A 21,714-nucleotide genomic window follows, 5' to 3' on the forward strand; every position below is an offset into this window, starting at 1 on the left:
CTTCACCAACTGGCTGACCGAGATCGACCGGCTGTCCGGTCCTGTCGCCGCCATCTGGTTCGAGGAAGTCCGCCGCCACGCGGGCACCGACGCGAGCCATATCTACGGCGGGCTCATGGCCACGCTGACTGCATGGGCGGAACTGCGCGGCGTGCCCTATGCGGGCGTGCCGGTCGGCACCATCAAGCGCCACGCCACCGGCAAGGGCAATGCGCCGAAGCAGGCGATGATCGATGCGGCCCGCGCCCGTGGCTTCAGTCCCGCGGATGACAACGAGGCCGATGCCATCGCCATCCTGCTCTGGGCGATCGAGACGAACGGGGGTGTCGCATGACGCAGCACGAGTCCTGGACCGCCGATGACGTGGCCGATCATTTCGAGGAGGCGTTCCGCACCCTGCGCAAGCTGCCGGCGGTGAAGGCACGGGGGCATTTCAGCGGCTGGCCGCAGGTACTGCGCAGCCCCCGCGAGATCGCCGCCATGGAACCGGAGCCGATGCGCGTCTGGCCTTCGGCGGCAGCCATCACCCGGCTCGAGCAGACCTTCGACTGGGTGCTGTGGATCGAGGAGGCCGAGCGGCGGCTGGTCTGGTCCCGCGCGGCCCGTGTGCCGTGGAAGGTGATCGCGGGCGAGATGGGCTGCGACCGGACGACGGCGTGGCGGCGCTGGCAGCTGGCGCTGACGAAGATCGCCGCGCGGCTGAATGCGTGAACGAGTCCAGAGTGTTGCAACACTTTTCTGTTCGACACATGCAACAGATCCGTGCTACAAGCAGGGCATGATCGGGAGAAGAGCGCCATGAGCGCCACCGATCGTTCCCACACCCATTCCATCCATTTCGCGAGCCCCATGCCTGTGCGCCCGCCGATCCATCGCCCGGTGGGGCGACGCGACAAGCGTGAACGCGACCGCGATGCTGACCGTAACCGCGACCCCGCGGTCAGGGCGCTCTACAAGTCCGCCCGCTGGCAGCGTGCGCGGCAGATGTTCCTCGCCCGCCACCCGCTCTGCGCGGAATGCCAGCGACAGGGGTTGGTGAGCGCGGCCAATACCGTCGATCACATCATCCCCCATCACGGCGATACGGATCGATTCTGGGACCCGGACGGTTGGCAGGCCCTCTGCGCAAGCTGCCACAGCCGCAAGACCGCGCGCGAGGACGGCGGCTTCGGCAATCCGCGCCGCTGAACCGAGCCCCTCGCCTCCCCGGGGGGAGGTCAGATCTCTGGAGCGTTCGACGCCAGGACCAGGCGCCAAGCTTTCTGCATCCTTGGCCAAAATGGCGAGGGGGGGGTAGCGGCCCATGCAACAAGGAAATACAGCCGTGTCCGATCGCGAACTTGTCATCGAATATCGTGCGCTTGATCGCCTCGTGCCTTACGCGCGCAACGCCCGCAGCCATTCCGAAGCCCAGCTGGCCGAGATCGCCGGATCGATCCGCGCGTTCGGGTTCACCAACCCGGTGCTGATTGCAGAGGATGACACGCTGATCGCGGGTCATGGCCGGGTGCTGGCGGCACGGCTGCTCGGCATGGAGACAGTGCCGACCATCACCCTGACCGGCCTGACCGAGAGCCAGCGCCGGGCGCTGGTGCTGGCCGATAACCGCATCGCGCTGAATGCGGGCTGGGACGAGGCGCTGCTGGCGCTGGAACTGAGCGACCTGAAGGAGGCCGGGTTCGACCTCGGGATCATGGGGTTTGAAGACGGGGAACTCGACCGGCTTTTGTCGGGGGCGGAGGAGGACGGTGAAGGTTCGACGCCGCCCGTGGTCATTCCCGAGCCGCCCCGCAACCCGGTTTCCCGGGCTGGCGATCTGTGGATCCTCGGTGAGCACAGGCTGCTCTGCGGCGATAGCACCAGCGCTGCAGATGTGCGCCGCCTGATGAACGGCGAGCGAGCCGTGCTATTCGCGACCGACCCGCCGTACTTGGTGGACTACGACGGCTCCAACCACCCGACGCGCAACAAGGATTGGAGCCAGTCCTATGGCGTGACCTGGGACGATTCTTCGCAGGGTGCCGAACTCTACGACGGTTTCATTGCGGCAGCCGTCGCGGAAGCCATCGCCGAGGATGCCGCCTGGTATTGCTGGCACGCCTCGCGCCGGCAGGCGATGCTGGAGGCTTGCTGGGAGAAGGCGGGCGCCTTCGTCCATCAGCAGATCATCTGGGTGAAGGATCGCGGCGTGCTGACCCGCTCCCATTACCTCTGGAAGCACGAGCCCTGCCTCATGGGCTGGCGCCGCCCGAACCGCCCGCCGAAGGTGGCGGACGAGACGCTGCCCTCGACCTGGGAGATGCCCAGCTTCGCCAGGGACGAGCGGCCCGATCACCCGACGCCGAAACCACTCGACGCCTTCGGCATCCCGATGCGCCAGCATGTGGGGCGCGGCGGGCTGTGCTACGAGCCGTTCTCCGGCTCCGGCTCGCAGATCATGGCGGGCGAGGCCAATGGCCGCCGCGTCTTCGCAATGGAGATCAGCCCGGCCTATGTCGATGTCGCCGTGGAGCGCTGGCAGGCCGAGACCGGCAAGGATGCGATCCTCGACGGCGACGGCCGGACCTTCGCCGAGGTGACGGTCGAGCGGCTGGGCGATGATGCCGGGGCCGAGAAAGCGGATGACGACGCTAAGGGTGACGCCGCCCCCCGCAAGCGCCGCCGGAGCAAGGCAGCATGAAACAATCACGCCTCATGTCGCTGGTCGAGTCCATCGCCAATGTCACCGTCGGATATGGCGTTGCCGTCGCCACGCAGATCCTGATCTTCCCGTTCTTCGGGCTGCACGTCACGCTGACGCAGAACATGGCGATGGGCGGGATTTTTACCATCGTATCGATAGTGCGTTCCTTCGCCTTGCGGCGGGTGTTCGAGGCTATGCGGGTCGGTGGCGGTGAGCACGAGTCCGACTCCCGGGGATAAGCCCGATTCATCAGCATTGCGGGAGGAGAACAGCCGGAAAGGACAAGGGTCATGGCGGGTCGCAAGCCGCTGCCGACGCAGCTCAAACTGGTCAAGGGCACAGCCCGGCCGCATCGGATGAACCCCGATGAGCCGAAGCCGGTTGTGGCAACACCACCGCCACCCGATCACCTCGAGGCGGCGGCGGCCGCGAAGTTCACCGAGATGGCGGGGCTGCTGGCCCGCCACGGGGTGATGACCGAGCTCGATGTGGGGGCGCTGGCGCGCTACGTGGTCATCTGGCGGCGTTGGCTCGAGGCCGAAGCCGAAGTCAAGCGCCGCGGCCCGGTGGTCAAGACCGTGGGTGGCAATATCATCCAGAACCCGTTTCTGGCGGTGGCCAACAAATGCCTGGCACAGATGGGACAGATCGAAGCTGAATTCGGGATGACGCCCTCCAGCCGCAGCCGGGTACGCATGGCCGAACCCACTGACAGTCGCGATCCATTCGAGGATTATCTGAACCGTGGCAGCAAGGCGTAAAACCGGCACCGGGCGGAAGTTGCCGGCCTGTCCGGTCACAGCCTACGCAAAGGCAGTCACCGGCGGAACGATCACCGCGGGCCGGCTGGTGAAGCTGGCCTGCGCACGGCATCTGGCAGATCTGACCTCCGGCAAGCCCCGCGGTCTCGCCTGGGATCGCGCCGCCGCAACGCACGCGATCGAGTTCTTCACCCATCTGCGGCACTCGACCGGGGAATGGGCAGGAAAGTCCTTCGTGCTGCAGCCCTGGCAGGCCTTCGTGGTCGGCGCAGTCTTCGGCTGGAAACGCGCAGACGGGCTGCGCCGGTTTCGGACGGCTTATGTCGAGGTTGCCCGCAAGAACGGCAAATCGGCGCTGCTTGCGGGCATCGCGCTTTATGCGCTGATCGCCGATGGCGAGGCCGGCGCCCATGTCTATGCCGCGGCGACCACCCGCGATCAGGCGCGGATCGTCTTCGGCGAGGCCGAGCGCATGGTGGCGGCGAGCCCGGCCCTGACGGCAAGGGTCACCCGCACCGTCAACAACCTCGCGGTCCTGCCCACCGCGTCGTGGTTCCGGCCACTCTCGGCGGATGCCAGCAAGATGGACGGCTTGAACGTGCACCTGGCCGCCGTCGACGAGGTCCATGAACATCCGGGACCGGAGATCATCCAGAAGCTCAATACCGCCACCGGGGCGCGACGTCAGCCACTGATCGTCGAGATCACGACGGCCGGTTACGACCGGCATTCGGTCTGCCGCCAGCATCACGAGTTCTCGGTGAAGGCGCTGGAAGGCAGCGTGCCGCATGACGCGGCCGACAGCTGGTTTGCCTTCATCGCCACCATCGACGAGGGCGACGACTGGACCGATCCGCAGGTCTGGGAAAAAGCCAATCCCAGCCTCGGGGTGACGGTGAAACGCGACGATCTGAAGCGTCAGATCGACGAGGCGCGCGAGATGCCGGCGCAGCAGAATGCCATCCGGCGGCTGCGGTTGAACGAATGGACCGAGCAAGTCACCCGTTGGCTCGACATGGAGGTCTGGGCCCAGGGCGGACCCGCCGATGGAACGGACTGGCAGGATATCCGCACCGGTCTCGATGATCTGGAACAGAAGCTGCTGGGCCGGGAATGCTATGGCGGGCTGGATCTGGCGCGGGTCAATGATCTTTCTGCCCTCGTGCTGCTGTTTCCGCCGACACGGGACACGTCTTTGGGCAATCTCGCGGAGAAATGGATCGCGCTGCCCCGGTTCTGGGTGCCGGCGGAGGACATCCTTCGCCGCGGCAAGCGCGACCGGGTGCCTTACGCCACCTGGCGTGATCAGGGGTTCCTCGATGCCACCCCCGGCAATGCAACGGATTTCGCGTTCATCGAGGCCGAGATCATCCGCCTGGCGGGGCGCTACGATCTGCGCGAGCTCTCTTACGACCGCACCTTCGCCGGAGAGATCGTCCAGCATCTGCAGGATGAGGGGATCAACCTGGTGCAGTTCGGTCAGGGGTTTCTGAGCATGGCGGCGCCGACCGCGGAACTTGAGCGGCTCTCGGTGTCGCGGCTCTTGTGGCATGGCGGCCATCCGGTGCTGCGCTGGAATGCCTCGAATGTCGCCGTGCGCCATGATCCGGCCGGCAATATCAAGCCGGACAAGGAACGCTCCTCGGAGCGCATCGACGGCATTGTCGCGATCTGCAACGCCCTCGGCCGGGCGCTCCTGCGCGACGTCAATGCCGGCCGCTCGGTCTATGACAGCCGCAGCATCCTGGTGCTGTAGGCTACCCGTCTTACGGAAAGAATGCCCATGTCCTTCTGGTCCCGCTGGTTTGCAGGCGCCCCGCCTGCGGCCTCACCTCCGCACGCCCCGTCGCCACGCGCTGCCATCCATGAAGCCGGCGGCGGGCTGGTCATCACCTCTGCCGCCGAACTGGATGCGGCGCTGCGGGCCGGCGCAGCCAGCGGCTCCGGCATGGCGGTGACGCCGGACAGCGCCATGCGGGTGGCGGCAGTCTATGCCTGCGTGCGCATCATTTCCGGCGCGGTGGCAACGCTGCCCTTGCATATCAAGCGCCGGGTCGATGCCCGGACCCGCGAGGATGCCTCGGATGCCCCGATCTGGCAGCTGCTGCGGCGAAGGCCCAATCGCTGGCAAACGCCATCGCAGTTCCGCCGGATGCTGCAGGCGCATCTGCTCTTGCGCGGCAATGCCTATGCCATGATCGTCCGCTCCCGCGGTTCGGTGCAGGCGCTGATCCCGCTGCATCCGGATCGGGTCGAGGTGGTGCAGGACAAGGACCTGGCGCTGAGCTTTCTCTATACCCGCCCCGATGGAAGGCGTCTGCGGCTGGCGCAGGACGAGGTGCTGCATCTGGTCGGGCTGACGCTGGACGGGGTGCGAGGTGTCTCACCAATCGCCTATGCCCGCGAGACCATCGGTCTGGCGCTGGCGATGGAGGATCACGGCGCCACCACCTTCCGCAATGGCGCCCGGGTCTCGGGCGTGCTCAGGCACCCGCAGAAGCTCGGACCCGAGGCGGTGGCCAATCTCAAGGCCGGGCTCGAGGCGTTCCGCGCCGGCGGTGACCAGGAAGGCAAGCACCTCATTCTCGAGGAAGGTATGGATTACGCCCGTATCGCGATGACCGCCGAGGATGCGCAATGGATCGAGAGCCGCAAGTTCAGCCGCAGCGACATCGCCATGTTCTTCGGGGTGCCGCCGCACATGATCGGCGACACCGAGAAATCCACCAGCTGGGGCACCGGCATCGAACAGCAGTCGATCGGCTTCGTGGCCTATACGCTCGAGGATCACCTGACCATGTGGGAAGAGACGATCGACCGCGATCTGATCGGGGCCGATGATCTGCTCTATGCCCGCTTCAACCGCGCCGCCCTCGTCAAGGGCGACATTCGGGCCCGCTGGGAGGCTTATGTGAAGGGCCTGCAATGGGGCGTCTGGAGCCCCAACGAGATCCGCACCCTCGAGGACCAGAATCCACGTGACGGCGGTGATGTCTATTACCCGCCGCCGAACATGACCGCAGAAGCCGGGAAGGCGGAGAACAAATCTATCGATCCCGACGCCCAAGCCGATCCCTGATCTCGGGGCTGGAATGCAGCCGGCGCTGCCTCAGTTCGTAAAGGCGTCGATCAACTCGATGACCGAGAGAATCTTCCGTGTTTCGCGATCAACCCGATAGGCGCGATGGCCATCGCGGTAATAGCGCCAGTCGTCACGGGTCTCGAGATTCATCCTGCGAGGATCGCGAATGACCCGGTAATCGTCGATCCGCAGGATATCGCCGATCCGGACCCCGTAGCGGTCATGGTGCCGCCGACGCTCATGGTGCCGGTGACGATCAAAATCCCTGCGATCGTCATATTTTCTGGCCTGGCCGGGGGGAACACAGGGCGGGTTCTTCTTCGCCAGCCCCGGCGGGCAGTGTCTTGCCTGGCTGGTCCGGAAGTGGTCACGATCATGGGTTTTGCCCCGTCCCGGGTCTGCCGAGGCCGGCACAGCGACCACGGTGGCGGCGGTGACGGCCAATACGGCCAGTTTCTGGAAAATACGCATGGGTCTGCTCCGTCATACTCTTGGTTGAGCAGATAAACGACAACCGCCGCTGATTATCCATCACAAGCGCCTGAGGCGCGGAGAGCGGCAGGAAACTGCCGGTCTTTCTTGCTCAGCTATGAGCCGCACACATCCGAAAGGACCATCTGATGAGCCTGCGTGATCTTCCGGCCGGACCGGTCTTGCCGCGCCCCGCGGCGTTCCAGGCCGATGCGCCATCGGACGCGCTGGTCCGCTGGGCCGAGATGCCGGTCGCTGTGCAGGTCACTTCCGTCACCGAGAGCGACAGCACCATCACCATCTTCGACGTGATCGGCGAGGATGATATGGGCGGCGGGGTGAGCCTGCGCCGGATCGCAGCGGCGCTCAGCAGGATCGGCCCGCAGGCGGTGACGGTGCAGATCAACTCGCCGGGCGGCGACATGTTCGAGGGCATTGCCATCTACAACCTGCTGCGCGCCCATCCGGCCGCGGTCACCGTTGAGGTGCTGGGGCTCGCGGCCTCGGCGGCCTCGATTATCGCCATGGCCGGCGACGAGATCCACATGAGCCCCGGCAGCTTCCTGATGCTGCACAATGCCTGGGGCGTGGTGATCGGCAATCGCCACGATATGGCTGAGGCCGCTGCGCTCTTCGAGAGTTTCGATGCCGCGCTCTCCGGGATCTATGCCGCCCGCAGTGGCAGGCCACAGGTCGAGATTGCCGCGTTGCTGGATGCCGAGACCTTTCTCGGCGCCGAGGAGGCCATCACGGCCGGGATGGCCGACGGCATGGTCGAGGGTTCGGCCGCCGGCCCGCTCGCGCGGTCACCGCAGAGCGGCGCGCAGTCGCGCCCCGACATTCAGGCCCGGCGCCGCATAGACGCGGCACTGGCCCAGCAAGGTATCCCGCGATCCGCGCGGCGCGCGATGCTGAGAGACCTCACCGGCACGCGGAACGCTGCCGAACCCGCCACGCAAAACGCTGGCATCCCCCTGAGCGCCATCCGGCAGCTCATCGATACCATCCGCTCATAAGGAGAAGCCCATGGGCATCCAGAAATCCCCCCGCATCCACGGGGCCGTTCGCGTGCGCGCCGAGACCGGCGACGCGAACGCCATCCTTGCCGATCTGAACCGCGCCTTCGCCGCCTTCAAGGACGAGCATCAGGCCGAGATCAACGGCATCAACGCGAAGTTCGCCGATGTCGTGCAGGCCGAGAAGGTGGAGCGCATCAATGCAGAGATCACCCGGCTTCAGGGCGCGCTCGACGAGACCAATGCCGTGCTGGCGGCGGCCAGGCTCGGCGGCGGTGGTGGCAGCGCGGATCGGGCGGACAGCCCCGAGACCCGCGAGCACGCCCGCGCCTTCAACCAGTTCTTCCGCCGCGGGGTCGAGGCCGGGTTGCGGGAGTTGGAGGTGAAGGCCGCCCTCCGCACCGACAGCGATCCCGATGGCGGCTATGTCGTCCCCGACCAGATGGAACAGATTATCGACCGGGTGCTGGGCTCGGTCTCGGCCATGCGCGCGATTGCCAGTGTCATCTCGATCTCGGCCGGCAGCTACAAGAAGCTGGTCAATCAGGGGGGCGCTGCGGCCGGCTGGGTCGGCGAGCGTCAGGCCCGCCCCGAGACCGCCAGCCCGAGGCTCGCTGAACTGGCTTTCCCGGCGATGGAGATCTACGCCAACCCGGCCGCGACCCAGACCCTGCTCGACGATGCCCGTGTCGATATCGCTGCCTGGCTGGCAGAGGAGGTCTCGACCGCCTTCGCCGAGGCCGAGGCTGCCGCCTTCATCACCGGCGACGGGGTGAACAGGCCCCGCGGCATCCTGGCCTATGACACGGTCGCCAATGCCTCTTACGTCTGGGGCAAGATCGGCTACACCGCCTCGGGCGTCGCGGCCGCATTGACCGATGCCAGCCACAACGGCGTCGATGCGCTGATCGACCTCGTCTACGGGCTGAAGCAGGGCTACCGGCAGAATGCGCGCTTCCTGATGAACCGCTCGCTGCAGGCGGCGATCCGCAAGCTGAAGTCGAAGACCGAGGAACTCTATCTCTGGCAGCCCCCGGTCCAGGCTGGCCAGCCGGCGACGCTGCTCGGCTATCCGATCAGCGATGACGACAACATGCCCGATATTGCCGTCGGAGCTTTCCCGATCGCCTTCGGGGATTTCCGGCGCGGCTATCTGATCGTCGACCGCTTCGGCATCCGGGTGCTGCGCGATCCCTTCACCAACAAGCCCTATGTGCATTTCTACACCACCAAGCGCGTCGGTGGCGGGGTGCAGAATTTTGATGCCATCAAGCTGCTGAAGATCGCGGCCAGCTGATCGCCCGGCTGAACCAAGGCGCGCGCGCGGCAGGGTTCAGCCCGCGTCTTCCCACCCACATTCCTGCACAGGAGGATCCGATGAAGGATCTGCATTCCAGTCTCTCGGTGGCCGCGGCCATCGACGTGGCCACGCTCACCGACGACAGCACCCCCGTGGCCATTGATCTGCGCGGTCATGACGGTGCCGAGATCATTCTCGCCATTGGCGCGGGCGGCATCACCTTCACCTCGACCAACAGGATCGAGTTCATCCTGACCCATTCCGATGACGACAGCAGCTATGAGGCGGTGACCGCAGCCGACCTGCTGGGTGTCCCGACCGTGGGCGAAGGCGGCATCATCAAGGCGCTGGTCGAGGCCCACGCCACCGCCGCCGTTTACCGCTTCGGCTATGTCGGAACCAAACGCTACCTGAAGCTGCTGGCGGCGCTTGAAGGCACCCATGCCACCGGCACGCCGATTGCCGGCCTGGTGATCAAGGGTCACGGCCGGATCAACCCGCAGGCCGATCAGGCCTGAGGTCGATGCTGCAATAACTGCGCGGGCGGTGAAGACGGCCCGTGCCCTGCCTCAGGGGGTTTTTGCCCATGTTCACGCTGACCCGCATCACCGCGCCCGCGGCCACGCCGATCACGCTGGAAGAGGCCAAGGCGCAGCTTCGGGTCGATCACGAGGACGAGGACCTGCTGATCCAGCATTATATCGATGCTGCCACCGCCTGGCTCGACGGGCCGGCCGGCATCCTCGGCCGCTGCCTGGTGACCCAAAACTGGCAGATGGGTCTGGATGCCGTCACCGGAGCCATCCTGCTGCCGTTTCCCGACAGCGAGATCGACAGCGCCGTGTTCACCGATGCCGCGGGCGGCGATCTCGATTACCGGATCGACCGGCGGGACCAACGCCTGTTGTTGCGACCCCTCGCGGGCTTTGGCCGTCCTGCGGCGATCACCTTCACCGCGGGCTATGGCGCCCCCGCCGAGATCCCCGCCGCCATCCGCCAGGCCATGCTGCTGCTAATCGCCCATTGGTATGAGAACCGGGCGGCCGTCAGTCTGGGCACCACCCCATCGGCGCTGCCCATGGCCGTGGATGCGCTGCTCGCCCCCTATCGCAGGATCAGGCTGTGAGCATGGTTGCCGGGCGCCTGCGGCGCAGGGCCACCTTCCAGGAGGCGGTGATGATCCGCGATCCGGACGGGATGCTGATCCAGGGATGGGAAGATCGCTTCACCCTGTGGTGCCATGTCCATTACCTGCGCGGCTCCGAGGCTGTCATGCAAGCGCGGCTGGTCTCGAAGTCGCCGGCCATCCTGACGATCCGTGCCAGCGCCGAGACCCGCGCCATCACCTCCGAATGGCGCGCCGTCATCGATGCGGTGATCTTCGACCTGAAGGAAGACCCTCGGCCCAGTGAGGGCGGCGCCTATCTCGAGATGCTGGCCGAGGCGTGAGAGGCGTAGGATGCGGGAGGCGCCGATGACACCGCACAGTTCTGATCGGTCGGATGCCGAACTGGAAGCATTGTTGGTCCGGGCCGCCGAGCAAGGCGCGAAACGGGCCCTCGCTGACCTTGGCCTCGATGGCGATGAAGCCGCGCTCGACATCCGCGACCTCCGCTCCCTGGTGGACTGCATCCGACTGGTGCGCCGCACCGCGATGCAGACGGCAGTCCGCATGATCACAACCGGCGTGATGCTGACGCTGCTCGCCGGCATCGTTCTCAAGCTCAGGATCTTTGGCAGCGGGCCGTAATGCGCGTTGCCGTCGATCAATTGTTCAGAACACACGCCCTCGAAGGCGGGTTTTTCCGTTTGGAGGACGCGTATGACCACGACCTTCTACCGTCATTGGCGTGACGTGCCCGACGGTGCCTGGCGCTGGCCGAACTTCAGCCCAGCCGAAATCGCCTGCCGCGGCACTGGCAAGCTGCTCGTCAACGCGCCGCCGCTCGACAGACTGCAGGCGCTGCGTGATCGCCTCGGCAAGCCGCTGATCGTCCGCTCGGCCTATCGCAGCCCCGAGCACAACCGCTCCCTGCAAACGCCCAAGTGCGCGACAGGATGAGCGTACAGATAGCTGCAAAGACGGTCGAGATCAGAACGGCAGCTTCGAGACGAAACAAGCCGATGCCCAGCAATAGGAACAGGACGGTTTCATTTGCTAGAAATCCGATTGCCGCCACCACAGCGAACCGTCCGAAGGTCTGGGTCACGGCCGAGCCATGTCCGGCGAAGGTGAACAGATGGTGACCCAAGAAACTGACCATGAAGGCAATCACGAAAGCAACGGCGTTGCTCATCAGCGGAAGCATGCCAAACTGGACAAGGCCAATCGCGGCGCCCAGATGGACAAGCGTTGCTGCACCCCCGGTCAGGGCGAACCGCACGACCTCGCCTAACATTCGCGTGACGCGGCAATCGTGACATCCTCGGCGATCAGATAGCCGGGGCGGCCTTTCACCTCGCTGAAGACCCGCGCCAGATATTCGCCCAACACACCGATGGACATCAACTGGATACCACTGAAGAAGAAGATCGCCACTGCCAGCGTGGACCAGCCGGGCACAGCATGGCCGAGCAGCAGCGTGCGGCTGGCTAGAAACAGCCCGTAGAGGATCGACAGCATGGCAAGGATCATTCCGATGCCGGTCCACATGCGCAATGGCCAGTCGGTGAAAGCGGTCAGCCCGGTCATGCCCAGTTTCAGCAACCCGCGGAAGCGGAACTTGGAGCTGCCCCCGCCGCGTGGCTGCAACTCGACCGGGATGGCAAGCGAGCGGAAACCGACCCAAGCATAAAGCCCCTTCATGAAGCGATTTCTTTCGGGCAGGGCGCAAAGCGCATCGACCACCTTTCGATCCATCAGCCGGAAATCCCGCGCTCCGGCAGGCATTGACACCTCGCTGCCGATATTCAGGAAGCGGTAAAAAGCGGCGGTGCAGCGGCGCTTCAACCAGCTTTCGTCATCACGATGGGCGCGGACGGCGTAGACGATCTCATAGCCTTCTCGGTAGCGCTCCAGCATCGTATCGACATAGCGCAAAGGCTCTTGCAGGTCGGCGTCGAGAATTACCACGGCTTTGCCCGTCGCATGACGCAGCCCAGCCATGATCGCCTGTTCCTTGCCGAAATTGCGCGACAGACGCAGCAGGCGAACCGGCAGGTCCCATTGGCCGGATGTGACCAGTTCCAGCGTTTCGTCGCTGCTGCCGTCATCGACGACAACGATCTCGGAATGCAGCACCAGCCTGCGCGCCTTGCGCGACACCCGTGTCAGCGTTTCCGCGATTGTTTCTGCCTCGTTATATGCCGGAATGACAAAGGATAGATCGGGCGCCAATGGCCCTGAATCGAGTGCGCGCGGCCTCATGTTTGCCGTTTCGCGACTGATATCCTGCATGCGGCCCATCATTTCACCTCGTTCGTCGGTCGGGTGACGAACAGGACGTGCCGCCCATATTCTCCCAAGTTTTCAAGACCCAATGTCGCCGCCTCCAACGCCATGGTCGGAGGCACCGAGAAAGCCGCCGATGCACCGCTGCCGGCCAGTCGCGCGAAATCTGCGGGATCAATGGCGCGCGCTTTGCCCCGCGAATAGAATTCGGCCGAGTAGCTGCGCCCGCCGAGGGTATAGAGCGGCGCATCGGGCATCGCTGTGCTGGCGGCCGCAACGAGCCGCTTGTCGGATTTCAATCGGATCTTCTGCGGCGCGAAAACCGCGCCCGAGATCAGCGCCAGGAAAAACGCGAAGATTACCGATGTCGCGATGGCAAATCCTGTTCGAGTTGCACGGCTCGGTTGGGCCTCGAACACCTGCGTGAACAGCACCACCAGCAAGACAGCGGCAGCTGGAAGGCCGGGCAGGACATAGGCGGCGAGAATATTGGATGCGGGCGTGAACAGCAGCAAAGGCGACAATGCCCAGAGCAACAGATAAACCAGCCAGCCCGAGCGATCCTGCCGGAACATTGTGACCGTCTTGTCCAGGCGGGTCAGTAGCAAGGTGGCAACCAAGCTCCATGGCAGGGCTGCCATCAGCCAGAACAGCCAGATCATGCCCTTGGCTTCCCGATGGCCAGACCCGTACAGATCGCCCTGCCAGCCGGGGGTTAGGAAACGCTGAACATGCTCTCCGATGAGGAAGTAGCGCAGGAATCCGGGTGTGGCGATTTCGGCGGCGACATACCAAGGCGCGACCAGCGCTATCAGCAATGCCATGCCGCGCGCCCATGGCAGCAAGCGCAGCAGGTGCCAGTTCCATGTCAGGGCCAGCCACAGCATCAGGGGAATGCCGCTCAGCACAACCGCCACCGGCCCCTTGGCCAGCATTCCAATTGCCAGCCCTAGAAAGACGCCATAACCCCAACGCCTGTTGCCATCACCGACCGCCTGCCAGAATCCGACCATGACCAGCGTCGTGCAAAGAACCATCGGCATGTCGGTCATCACGAAACTCGAAGCGCCAAAGAACATCGCCATCGTCGCAAGCACCGTCATCGCAACCAACGCCGTATTGCGCCCGACGGTATCACGCACCCACAGCCAGACGAGAAACAGAACCGCCAGAGCGGTTAGCAGGATCGGCAACCGAGCGGCCGCTTCGTTCACGCCGAACAGTTGCATTCCCCCTGCCGATAGCCAGGTATGCAGCGGCGGCTTGCCCCAGAACGGCACGCCATAGTCGAATTGCGGTGTCAGCCAGTTCCCGGTTTCAACCATCTTGCGGGCGATTTCGCCATAGCGGGCCTCGGTCGTGTCGGAGAAAGGTACGGCAAACATTGCCCAGAGCCGCAGAAGCCCGAACGCCGTTAGAACTGCCACCAGAAACCGGCGGGTCGGGCTATCCAACTGCATATCACACAGCGTCGGTCGCACATTTGGGCGGGTTCGGGTCGCCGCCGCGTGCTGGCGCACATGGGCCTCGTCTATTGTTGTCATCTTGTCCTGCTCGATCGGCTGACGGTTCGTGTCAGCAGCTATCTACCAGGAACGATCTGTCCGGGCCGTTGCCGGAACTATACCAATCCGTAATGTCCCGACGTCTTGACCCAACCGCACAGTGGGCTATCCCTGCGGGCAGACAGAATACGGAAAGCAGCAGCCATGCGCGTCCTTGTGGTCGAGGACCATCCCGAAACGGCCGACTACATTGCCTCCAGCCTCCGGGCGCAGGGGCATCTGGTCGATCACTGCGACAATGGCCGCGATGGTTTCCTGTCGGCGCTGGACAACAGTTACGACGTGATGATCTTTGACCGCATGTTGCCAGGTCTGGATGGGCTGACCTTGATCAAATCCGTGCGCGGCGCAGGAGTCGAGACGCCGATCCTGATCCTTTCGGCGATGGACGGGATCAATGACCGGGTCGAGGGGCTTGAGGCGGGATCGGACGACTATCTCGTCAAGCCATTCTCGTTTCAGGAACTGTCAGCGCGGCTGGCAGCGCTGACTCGCAGGCCGCCGCTGAAAGCCGAGGAAACCGTCTTACAGGTGGCCGATCTGGAAATGAACCTGATCCGCCGTACGGTCACGCGGGCGGGCATTTCTCTGGACCTGCAGCCTCGCGAGTTCAAGCTACTGGAATATCTGATGCGCAATGCTGGCCGGGTACTGACCCGCACGATGCTGCTGGAATCAGTCTGGGATTTCCATTTCGATCCCAAAACCAACGTCGTCGAGACCCATATCAGCCGGCTACGTAACAAAGTGGACAGGCCCTTCAAGATCGAGTTGATCCATACCGTCCGCGGGGCCGGGTATAGCCTGCATGGCTAGGAATCTCGGCATGTTTCACTTCCTGCGCTCGACCTCGGCGCGGTTGTCTCTGCGTTTCGCCGCACTTTACGCCATCATCACTGCCCTCGTCTTTGGTCTGACTTACCACTTCGCGGATCGGGAAATCAGCGAGTGGGTGCTAGACCAACTTGCGGACGATGCAGCCGGTTTTGGCAATCTTTACGAAAGCGAAGGTCTGGATGCGGTTCAGGCAAAGCTGGGCGGATTTGACGGGTTCAACTTCGAGGATTATCGGATCTATCTGCTTCAGGACGCGGACGGCAACGTTCTGGTCGGAAATGTCAATGCCATCGACCGGCAAGGCAGCAGCGACTACGTCCCGGTCAATGCAATCCAAGCCGACAAGCCCCGCTATGAAGATGTGACGGGTTATCTGCTTCACTCGGTGCAACTCGGCCCGAACCGGCTGACATTGGGCACAAGCACCTATTTTCTTGAAGAGCTGCGCGAGGTTTTAGGCCGCGGATTCGTTGCAGGTTTTATCCTCTTGCTGCTTACCGGTTTGCTGGCCGGGATCATTGTCGGCCGCAAAACCGAACGGCGGCTGACCCAGATCGCCACGACGCTGAAATCGGTGGCATTGGGGCAGTTGGATCGACGCGTCCCCACCACTGGCAGCGATGGCGATGACCTTGCCCGTATGGCAGATGAAATCAACCGCACCATCACACAGCTTCAGCAGATGGTCGAAAGCCAGAAACAGATTTCAGCCGATATCGCCCATGACCTTCGCACGCCCATGCAGCGCCTCAAACAACGGCTGGATGTGCTTCGGAATACGCCCGACCTGACTTCCGAGATCAGGGAAGATGCGGAACAAGCCGTGGAGATCGCCGACGATCTGATCGAGACATTCCACGCCCTGCTGCGGATCGCGCAGATCGAAGCCGGTCAGCGGTCAGGTCGGTTTACCGCAGCCCCTCTTGCCCCGATCCTCGCCCGGATCGAAGACGCCTACGGTCCCGTCGCCGAAGAAAACGGTCAAACGCTGAGGTTTGACATCGAAGATCAGGACGCGATGGTTCAGGGCGATCAGCAACTCCTCACCCAGATGATCGCAAATCTCGTTGAAAACGCCCTGCGTCACTGTCCATCAGACACGCGGATCGAGGTCACGCTGTCGAGGGTGGATGACAGCGCCCTGCTTCAGGTTTCCGACAATGGTCCGGGCATCCCAGCTGAGGAACGGGACAAGGTTTTCCGCCGCTTCTTTCGCCTCGAAAAGAGTCGCACGACCCCGGGCAATGGCTTGGGCCTCAGTATGGTCAGGGCGATTGCCGAATTGCATGGCGCGGTGTTGACACTGAACGATAATCATCCGGGCCTGTGCGTTCTGGTCTCGTTTCCGCCTGTTGCTCGCGAAGATTTCTAACCCCCCTGATTGCAATCGTTTTTGCGGTCGCCGTTATGCTAGGGTCCAGACTCATTGAATTTCACAGCGAGAACAAGACGGTTGCGGCGAGCATGATCGCGGAGAAGAAGGTTTCCGGGCAGCGGTCGTATCGGGTGGCGACGCGCCGCCAATCCTTCAGACGGCCGAACATGATCTCGATGCGGTTGCGCCGTTTGTAGCGCCGCTTGTCGTATTTGACGGCCTTCCTGCGGGACTTTCGACCGGGGATGCAGACCTTTATCCCCCTGTCTTTCAACGCTTCTCTGAACCAATCAGCGTCGTAGCCCCTGTCAGCCAGCAGCCAACCCGCCTTCGGCAGACTGCCCAGAAGAGCCGCGGCGCCTGTGTAGTCGCTGACCTGGCCGGCCGACATGAAGAACCCGATCGGCCGCCCCGTGGCATCGGCAACGGCGTGCAGTTTGGTGTTCATGCCGCCTTTTGTCCGCCCGATCTGGCGTGCGCGCCCCCCTTTTTCACGCACAGGCTCGACGCCGTGCGGTGTGCCTTGAGATAGGTCGCATCGATCATGATCGTCTTGTGATCGGCGCTCTCAGCGGCCAGGCCGACCATGATCCGGGCGAAGACCCCGTTGTCACTCCAGCGCTTCCAACGGTTGTAGAGGGTCTTGGCGGGCCCGTATTCCTTCGGCGCATCACACCACCGCAACCCATTGCGGTTGATGAAGATTATGCCGCTGAGAACGCGGCGATCATCGACGCGGGGCTTGCCATGACTCTTGGGAAAGAACGGCTTCAGGCGTTCCATCTGGGCATCGCTCAGCCAGTAAAGATTGCTCATCGATCAGGTCTCCTTGCGGAGCCTGAATCATGCCAAACGCCTGAAATCAATGGGTCTGGAGCCTAGTCGAGCGTCTGCCCGTCCTGGTCGCGCAGATCGTTGTGGATCGCCACCGCGGCGCGCGAGCCGGTGCCCATCGCCGTGCCGATCTGGTCCAGCCCATCGACCGCGTCGCCGGCGGCATAGACCCCGTCCAGGCTGGCGCGCTGGTGGGGATCGGTCGCATAGCACTGGCCGCCGACCAGATCGGTCCCCAGCATCCGTCCCAGGTCGTTGCGGGTGTGCGACCCCAGTGCGGCATACAGCGTGTCCATCACCTCGGTCTGGCCGTCGGCCAGCGTCAGCACCACCCGGTCGCCCGAGAAGTCGAACCCCGAGACGGGTGCCGCGACGACGCTGATCCCGGCCGCGTCGGCCTGCGCTTGGGCGTCGGGGTCCAGCCCCTCGCCGGTCAGCGAGATCATCACGATGTCCGGGCTGTAGGTGCGCAGGAACAGCGCCTCGGCCAGGGCGTGTCGGTCGCCGCCCAGCATGCCGATGCGCTTGCCGGTCTGTTCGAACGCGTCGCAGATCGGGCAATAGCGCAGCAGGCCGCGGTCGACGGCGTCGGCGTGCACGTCCTCGGGGACCGGCGGGCGGTGGTTGACCACCCCGGTCGCCAGCAGGACGGTGCGGGCGGTGATCGGGCCTGCGTCGGTCTGGGCGGTGAAGAGCCGGCCGTCGCGCCGCAGCCCGGTGACTTCCCCTCGGCGCAGATCGGCCCCGTAGCGGCGCGCCTGGTCGGCCATGTTCTCCAGCAGGTCGGCGCCGACCACGCCCTGCGGATAGCCCGGGTGGTTGTGCGACCGCGGGATCATCTTCAGTCGCCCCTCGCCCTTGTCGACCAGCACCACCTTGCGGTGGAAGCGGCCCAGATAGATGGCCGCGGTCAGGCCGGCCGGGCCGCCCCCGACGATCAGGCAGTCAATCGGTCCGGCGGCGGGGGCGTCTGGCATCGGGTCTCCTTCTGCGCGGGTGGGGCGCGACGGGGCGGGGCAAGGGGGTTCAGCGCATCCGCAACGCGCCGTCGATGCGAATCGTTTCACCGTTCAGATATCCGCCGACTGAACCCGCGCGACAGCAGCATGACGATCCTGACGGATGTGAACATCAAGCGCATCATCCGCCGCCCTTCGACCTTCGGCCCCAAATGGACATCCGATGTCACAGCCGCGGATGACGGCAAGGACGCCCGCGGGCTCTTCTTCATCTTCATCAGCGCGCGCGCCTATGACACGATCGAGTTCCTGCAGCAGGAGTGGATCAACCGCGGCAACTTCATCGACCTCGGGGAAGAACTCGACCCGATCGTGGGCCTGCACGAAGAGCCGGGCACCTTCACTATCCCGGACGAACCCGCTCGCCGCCGCGTGAACGGCGTGACCACTTTCAACCGCCTGCGCGGCGGAGAATAAATGTTCATGCCCTCGATCTCGGCACTGAAATGGATCGCGAAAGGAGAGTGGGTCGGTTCCTGATCCGCTTTCCGGCCTGTCTTCGCCAAGCCTCGCCCTGCTTCAGGATGAACGCCTTCTGCGCCTCGGTGAACTTCGACGCCTTCATTGTCGTCAGCTCCTCTCGCAGCCGGCTAAGTTAGCTGAAAACTCCACTTTCAAACGGTCCTGTTATCAGGGGGCAGAGCACCTCCGGTCCTCGCGCAGTTTCGGCGATGCGAATTGCAGACGCTTCATCACCCTCAACACTATATCAGCGAGCGTGTCGGGATCGTGGCGGCCGCTGTCAAGAATGCGGGTCTCGTGCGTGAGGCTCGCCTTAGCACTTAGGCAGGACTCCACCTGCGCTAACCGCCAGGTTCGGATCTGTTCATTTCTCGACTCGTCAGGATGCATGCTCTGCCCGACGATGCGTTCGCACAATATCTCCCGGTCGACGTCCAAATAGAAATGAATGAAATTTGAATCGATCGATCGAACAGCGGAAAAGATCTCGTCGCGATGCGCTGGGTTCAGCAAGGTCATCGGCACTGCAATGTCCTGAGGATAATGGTCGCGTAGCTCGGCAATCGCCTGAACTGTAAGCCGACGCCAAAAAGGCAGGTCCTGATAGTTTCCGCTAGGTGGCATCGCCACGACCGTCTTGACGACGTAACCGATTTCCTCAGGGTCTAAAACGAGGAGGTCGGACCGCTTTTCGCACAGCCTTGAGGCGAGTGTGGTTTTGCCTGCGCCGAACGGTCCATCGATCCATATAATCATTGTTTCTATCGCTCCGCAGCGCTGCCAGCGCCTGTGAAACCAGACTCCGTGAATAAAACGTCGAACTGTTGTTCAGGTCGGACATCCTTAAAGTAGAAGTCCTCAGCAGCCTGCCACTGGTACTCCCAGGCACCCATCTCACCTTCGCGGGCGAGAAGCCTAGCCCGCCGGACAGGTTCGTCAACCTTCAACAATACCGAAAGATCGATCAGATCGGCCAGTTCCGGCCGAGCCGAGTATACGCCTTCGAGGATGATGATCTGCCTCGGTTCAATGCACGTGGGTTCGTCGAGGAGTCTTCCGTCAAACGTCTCCCAGTCGAATGCCCGCCAGCTGGCGCGATGACCCGCGCGCAGGCTCTCAAGCACGGCACGCTGTCGTACCCAATCGATGCAGCTGCGAACCAAGCAGGCGGGAGGCTCCTCACGTATGGACGTTCCTCCGGCATAGAAGTCGTCACCCTCGACCAGCGTCGCGCCCAAGTCCGCAGCAAGGACTGCAGCAAGCGTCGATTTGCCAGTGCCGCTGCGCCCATCGATGGCAACCGAAAGCGGCCGTCGGCTGCAAGCCGCTTTCAGGGAAAGCAAATCGCTCAATGCGCCGAGGTCAGCTGGGTGGTACTGCGTCATGACTTTTTTTCTTACAGGTTCATTCGACTGCGCATCGGGCTGACCCCGAACGTGCGCACTCACATCCCACGATGCGCATTTGTCGACCGATGCTTTCTATGCGTCAGGCGGGATCCAGGGGATTCCCCTCTAACTCTAGTCAAGGAGACAGGCAATTGGGCCGCCTTCTATCTTCCGCATTCATGCTATCGGAAGTAGCCATTGCCGGGTAGGATATTTTTCCAAGGTTGCGCTCAGAAGCGTGGCGGCGTCCTCATCTAAATGGACGACCACTCACGCCTAGTTTAGCGAATCCGTTGGAAACTCTGATCAGTCGGCACCGCAGTTCTGAGGTTCCGACAAGGTTAGGCGGGCGTGTAGCGCAGCCGGATCACGTCTTCGTCCATGAGATCATGGGCGATTAGGCGGAGCGGTCGACGGCCTTGGGTAAAATAGGGCTTGCCTCGTAAAGAAGACGAGAGGACTCGGCGCCAGCCAAAACCGCTATCCTTGCGGGCGTTGCCGCAGAAGCTGAACGGAATCGGCGATCACCAGGAGACGTCCCTTCAGGACGCCCAAGAGGCAAACGCTGCGCAGGAGGCCAGAGCCTGAGTCGCACCGGCGCACAGTTGCACAAAGTCCTGCGGCTGCCGAAGTCGACTCAGATCTATGCGCCCAAGCTTGGCGTCATGCGTTCGCCCGCGTATCGGCGACGAGGTAGGCTTCAAGCGCTGTGAGCAAGGCATTCCAGCCGTGCTCGCGGCCCTCGACGCCATCGCTAGGGGGGATGACACACATCTGTTCGGTGTAGGTCAGCCGGGTTCCGCCGTCAGCCTCGGCAAATACGACTGTCGCCAGCGACACGGTGTGAATCCGGCCGTTCAGCGCCATGGAATAGGCGAACACGATGCGTCGCCGGTCCTGGATCTCGAAGTAGCGCGTTTCGTTGGCGTGCTCCCCCATGCTATCCTGAAATCCGCTCGATTCTGCGCCGCCGGGACGAAAATCCATCTGCTGCAGGCCGTCGCCGAACCACGCGCGCTTCTTGTCCAAGTGCGCCCAGCACGCCCAGACGTGGTCGAGGCAGTTGGGATAGGTCCGTTCGATGGCGAAGGTCTCGTGCGATTGTGACGGATAACTCATGCGTTGCTCTCCTTGTCCAGAAGGGTGGCGACGTCGTCCAGGCGGCGTTCCCACCGGAGGCGGTGCCGATGAACCCAGGTTTCGACCCAGTCCAGCGCATCAGGCGACAGGCTAACTGTGCGAACGCGGCCGGTCTTTTCCGAGGTCACAATGCCGGCGCCCTCGAGCACCTGAAGGTGTTTCAGGAACGTGGGGCGGGCCATCGCAAAGGGCTGCGACAGCTGCGAGACCGAGGCGGGCCCGTTCACCAGCCGCTCGACCACCGCCAAGCGGGTCGGGTCCGAGAGGGCGCCGAAGACGCGATGGATAGGGGATTTTCGCGTAGCCATAAGGCTACCTAATTTAAGGCTGACTGAAGTGTCAAGACAGGAAGGAGAATGAACCGCGCCGGGTTTGCCGGAGGCTGATTTT

Annotated in this window: 26 protein-coding genes and 2 pseudogenes; 18 read left to right on the top strand and 10 right to left on the bottom strand. The window is 63.7% G+C overall.

Going from position 1 to position 21,714, the window contains the following annotated elements; all coding sequences use genetic code 11:
* The 8 genes and pseudogenes from E3D03_RS17365 to E3D03_RS17400 form a co-directional block, all read left to right on the top strand.
* Positions 1 to 334, top strand: a pseudogene (locus E3D03_RS17365) (hypothetical protein); the annotation flags it as partial.
* A complete protein-coding gene (locus tag E3D03_RS17370) occupies positions 331 to 711 on the top strand; it encodes a DUF6362 family protein (protein ID WP_263567995.1) in 381 nt (126 codons plus the stop codon). The pseudogene E3D03_RS17365 and the gene E3D03_RS17370, both read left to right, overlap by 4 nt.
* A gap of 87 nt (positions 712 to 798) precedes the next feature.
* Complete coding sequence (locus E3D03_RS17375) at positions 799 to 1,188, top strand: HNH endonuclease (protein WP_263567996.1); 390 nt, start codon at positions 799 to 801, stop codon at positions 1,186 to 1,188.
* 115 nt (positions 1,189 to 1,303) lie between these two features.
* On the top strand, positions 1,304 to 2,680 hold the full coding sequence (locus E3D03_RS17380) for a site-specific DNA-methyltransferase (protein ID WP_263567997.1): 1,377 nt from the start codon (positions 1,304 to 1,306) through the stop codon (positions 2,678 to 2,680).
* Positions 2,677 to 2,922 (top strand): hypothetical protein, encoded by a 246-nt coding sequence (locus E3D03_RS17385; protein ID WP_216033314.1) that lies wholly within the window; start codon positions 2,677 to 2,679, stop codon positions 2,920 to 2,922. The genes E3D03_RS17380 and E3D03_RS17385 overlap by 4 nt, the downstream gene beginning before the upstream one ends.
* A gap of 51 nt (positions 2,923 to 2,973) precedes the next feature.
* A complete protein-coding gene (locus tag E3D03_RS17390; RefSeq protein WP_263567998.1) occupies positions 2,974 to 3,444 on the top strand; it encodes a phage terminase small subunit P27 family in 471 nt (156 codons plus the stop codon).
* A gap of 88 nt (positions 3,445 to 3,532) precedes the next feature.
* On the top strand, positions 3,533 to 5,200 hold the full coding sequence (locus E3D03_RS17395) for a terminase large subunit (protein WP_263567999.1): 1,668 nt from the start codon (positions 3,533 to 3,535) through the stop codon (positions 5,198 to 5,200).
* A gap of 27 nt (positions 5,201 to 5,227) precedes the next feature.
* A complete protein-coding gene (locus E3D03_RS17400; RefSeq protein ID WP_263568000.1) occupies positions 5,228 to 6,523 on the top strand; it encodes a phage portal protein in 1,296 nt (431 codons plus the stop codon).
* Between the two features lie 30 nt (positions 6,524 to 6,553).
* Here the strand turns inward: E3D03_RS17400 and E3D03_RS17405 are convergent, their stop codons facing one another.
* Complete coding sequence (locus tag E3D03_RS17405; protein ID WP_115754697.1) at positions 6,554 to 6,997, bottom strand: hypothetical protein; 444 nt, start codon at positions 6,995 to 6,997, stop codon at positions 6,554 to 6,556.
* A gap of 149 nt (positions 6,998 to 7,146) precedes the next feature.
* Between E3D03_RS17405 and E3D03_RS17410 the strand changes: the two genes are divergently transcribed.
* The 7 genes from E3D03_RS17410 (at position 7,147) to E3D03_RS17440 (ending at position 11,375) form a co-directional block, all read left to right on the top strand.
* Positions 7,147 to 8,013, top strand: a complete 867-nt coding sequence (locus E3D03_RS17410; RefSeq protein ID WP_263568001.1) for a head maturation protease, ClpP-related — start codon at positions 7,147 to 7,149, stop codon at positions 8,011 to 8,013.
* Between the two features lie 10 nt (positions 8,014 to 8,023).
* Positions 8,024 to 9,310: a phage major capsid protein gene (locus tag E3D03_RS17415; RefSeq protein ID WP_263568002.1), complete on the top strand. Its 1,287-nt coding sequence runs from the start codon at positions 8,024 to 8,026 to the stop codon at positions 9,308 to 9,310.
* An 80-nt stretch (positions 9,311 to 9,390) separates the two neighbouring features.
* Positions 9,391 to 9,831, top strand: coding sequence for a hypothetical protein (locus E3D03_RS17420; protein WP_018000068.1), 441 nt, complete (start codon positions 9,391 to 9,393; stop codon positions 9,829 to 9,831).
* Between the two features lie 68 nt (positions 9,832 to 9,899).
* Positions 9,900 to 10,439 carry a head-tail connector protein gene (locus tag E3D03_RS17425; protein ID WP_263568003.1) on the top strand — a complete coding sequence of 180 codons (540 nt, stop codon included), beginning with the start codon at positions 9,900 to 9,902 and terminating at the stop codon, positions 10,437 to 10,439.
* Between the two features lie 2 nt (positions 10,440 to 10,441).
* On the top strand, positions 10,442 to 10,762 hold the full coding sequence (locus E3D03_RS17430; RefSeq protein ID WP_263568011.1) for a phage head closure protein: 321 nt from the start codon (positions 10,442 to 10,444) through the stop codon (positions 10,760 to 10,762).
* Between the two features lie 25 nt (positions 10,763 to 10,787).
* Positions 10,788 to 11,063, top strand: a complete 276-nt coding sequence (locus E3D03_RS17435) for a DUF6127 family protein (protein ID WP_026155384.1) — start codon at positions 10,788 to 10,790, stop codon at positions 11,061 to 11,063.
* A 72-nt stretch (positions 11,064 to 11,135) separates the two neighbouring features.
* Complete coding sequence (locus E3D03_RS17440; protein ID WP_018000064.1) at positions 11,136 to 11,375, top strand: D-Ala-D-Ala carboxypeptidase family metallohydrolase; 240 nt, start codon at positions 11,136 to 11,138, stop codon at positions 11,373 to 11,375.
* 34 nt (positions 11,376 to 11,409) lie between these two features.
* Here the strand turns inward: E3D03_RS17440 and E3D03_RS21415 are convergent.
* The 3 genes and pseudogenes from E3D03_RS21415 to E3D03_RS17455 all read right to left on the bottom strand — a co-directional run.
* Positions 11,410 to 11,712, bottom strand: a pseudogene (locus E3D03_RS21415) (GtrA family protein); the annotation flags it as partial.
* Positions 11,706 to 12,710: a glycosyltransferase family 2 protein gene (locus tag E3D03_RS17450; protein ID WP_081614999.1), complete on the bottom strand. Its 1,005-nt coding sequence runs from the start codon at positions 12,708 to 12,710 to the stop codon at positions 11,706 to 11,708. The gene E3D03_RS17450 and the pseudogene E3D03_RS21415, both read right to left, overlap by 7 nt.
* Positions 12,711 to 12,718: 8 nt before the next feature.
* Positions 12,719 to 14,248: an ArnT family glycosyltransferase gene (locus tag E3D03_RS17455; RefSeq protein WP_263568004.1), complete on the bottom strand. Its 1,530-nt coding sequence runs from the start codon at positions 14,246 to 14,248 to the stop codon at positions 12,719 to 12,721.
* A 165-nt stretch (positions 14,249 to 14,413) separates the two neighbouring features.
* On the opposite strand from E3D03_RS17455, the gene E3D03_RS17460 reads away from it, so the two are divergent.
* Both E3D03_RS17460 and E3D03_RS17465 read left to right on the top strand, forming a co-directional pair.
* Positions 14,414 to 15,085 carry a response regulator transcription factor gene (locus tag E3D03_RS17460; RefSeq protein ID WP_018000060.1) on the top strand — a complete coding sequence of 224 codons (672 nt, stop codon included), beginning with the start codon at positions 14,414 to 14,416 and terminating at the stop codon, positions 15,083 to 15,085.
* A 10-nt stretch (positions 15,086 to 15,095) separates the two neighbouring features.
* A complete protein-coding gene (locus tag E3D03_RS17465) occupies positions 15,096 to 16,478 on the top strand; it encodes a sensor histidine kinase (protein ID WP_263568005.1) in 1,383 nt (460 codons plus the stop codon).
* A gap of 61 nt (positions 16,479 to 16,539) precedes the next feature.
* Here the strand turns inward: E3D03_RS17465 and E3D03_RS17470 are convergent.
* Positions 16,540 to 17,297 (bottom strand): IS5 family transposase gene (locus E3D03_RS17470; RefSeq protein WP_263568006.1). Its coding sequence is split into 2 segments (ribosomal slippage): positions 16,540 to 16,973 and positions 16,973 to 17,297, totalling 759 coding nucleotides; the frame shifts between segments, so codons are not numbered across the junction.
* A gap of 62 nt (positions 17,298 to 17,359) precedes the next feature.
* The gene (locus E3D03_RS17475) at positions 17,360 to 18,292 is read right to left on the bottom strand and encodes an NAD(P)/FAD-dependent oxidoreductase (RefSeq protein WP_263568007.1); all 933 of its coding nucleotides are present in this window, start codon (positions 18,290 to 18,292) and stop codon (positions 17,360 to 17,362) included.
* Between the two features lie 129 nt (positions 18,293 to 18,421).
* Between E3D03_RS17475 and E3D03_RS17480 the strand changes: the two genes are divergently transcribed.
* Entirely contained in the window at positions 18,422 to 18,751 is a 330-nt protein-coding gene (locus E3D03_RS17480) for a hypothetical protein (RefSeq protein ID WP_018000055.1), read from the top strand.
* A gap of 213 nt (positions 18,752 to 18,964) precedes the next feature.
* On the opposite strand, the gene E3D03_RS17485 is transcribed toward E3D03_RS17480, so the two are convergent.
* The 4 genes from E3D03_RS17485 to E3D03_RS17500 all read right to left on the bottom strand — a co-directional run.
* Positions 18,965 to 19,552 carry an ATP-binding protein gene (locus E3D03_RS17485; protein ID WP_263568008.1) on the bottom strand — a complete coding sequence of 196 codons (588 nt, stop codon included), beginning with the start codon at positions 19,550 to 19,552 and terminating at the stop codon, positions 18,965 to 18,967.
* A 5-nt stretch (positions 19,553 to 19,557) separates the two neighbouring features.
* Positions 19,558 to 20,181, bottom strand: a complete 624-nt coding sequence (locus E3D03_RS17490; RefSeq protein WP_263568009.1) for a uridine kinase — start codon at positions 20,179 to 20,181, stop codon at positions 19,558 to 19,560.
* 666 nt (positions 20,182 to 20,847) lie between these two features.
* A complete protein-coding gene (locus E3D03_RS17495; protein WP_263568010.1) occupies positions 20,848 to 21,303 on the bottom strand; it encodes an SRPBCC domain-containing protein in 456 nt (151 codons plus the stop codon).
* Positions 21,300 to 21,714, bottom strand: a 415-nt coding sequence (locus tag E3D03_RS17500; protein ID WP_318013764.1) for a metalloregulator ArsR/SmtB family transcription factor, incomplete at its 5' end; no start/stop codon positions are given. The genes E3D03_RS17495 and E3D03_RS17500, both read right to left, overlap by 4 nt.

The sequence above is a fragment of the Paracoccus sp. DMF genome, from assembly GCF_004407025.1.
In the GTDB taxonomy this organism is placed as follows: Bacteria; Pseudomonadota; Alphaproteobacteria; order Rhodobacterales; family Rhodobacteraceae; genus Paracoccus; species Paracoccus aminovorans_B.